Annotated in this window: 1 protein-coding gene; it reads right to left on the bottom strand. The window is 70.2% G+C overall.

Annotated features, from left to right (window positions below; all coding sequences use genetic code 11):
* Positions 1 to 65: 65 nt before the first annotated feature.
* Positions 66 to 203 carry a hypothetical protein gene (locus PUR71_RS02725; protein ID WP_329924679.1) on the bottom strand — a complete coding sequence of 46 codons (138 nt, stop codon included), beginning with the start codon at positions 201 to 203 and terminating at the stop codon, positions 66 to 68.
* Positions 204 to 363 lie beyond the last annotated feature (160 nt).

The raw sequence follows: 363 nt of genomic DNA, 5'->3' as shown, positions 1-363 counted from the left end.
CGGCGGCCGGCCCGAGGAATCCCGCCGCACGCGGCGCCAGTGCGGCGGGAGCCATCAGGGGCGCATCAGAGGCGCCAGTAGCGGCTGTTGATCGGGCGCACCTCGGCCCGGCCCCGCTGGAGCGTCAGTGACTCGGTCCCCCGCTCCAGGGTCGCGGGAAGCGGCTCAGGGCCGTCCTGTCCGGCGGTGTCGTCGTCTGGCACGGGACCGCCGAGGACTTGCCTCCAGCTCGCTCCTCCCGGGTCACCGTCCACCGACACAACAGACACCAACACGAACCACCCCGACAACTAATTGCTCAAGCCAACCCCGGTCTAGCCGCCCGGAGATGACCCCGACTAACATCGCACGATACTCGCGCGT

The organism is Streptomyces sp. SP17BM10 (genome assembly GCF_036322405.1).
Classification (GTDB): Bacteria; Actinomycetota; Actinomycetes; order Streptomycetales; family Streptomycetaceae; genus Kitasatospora.
The sequence above is the reverse complement of the archived record's forward strand: the minus strand, read 5'-3'. Positions and strand labels throughout refer to the sequence as shown.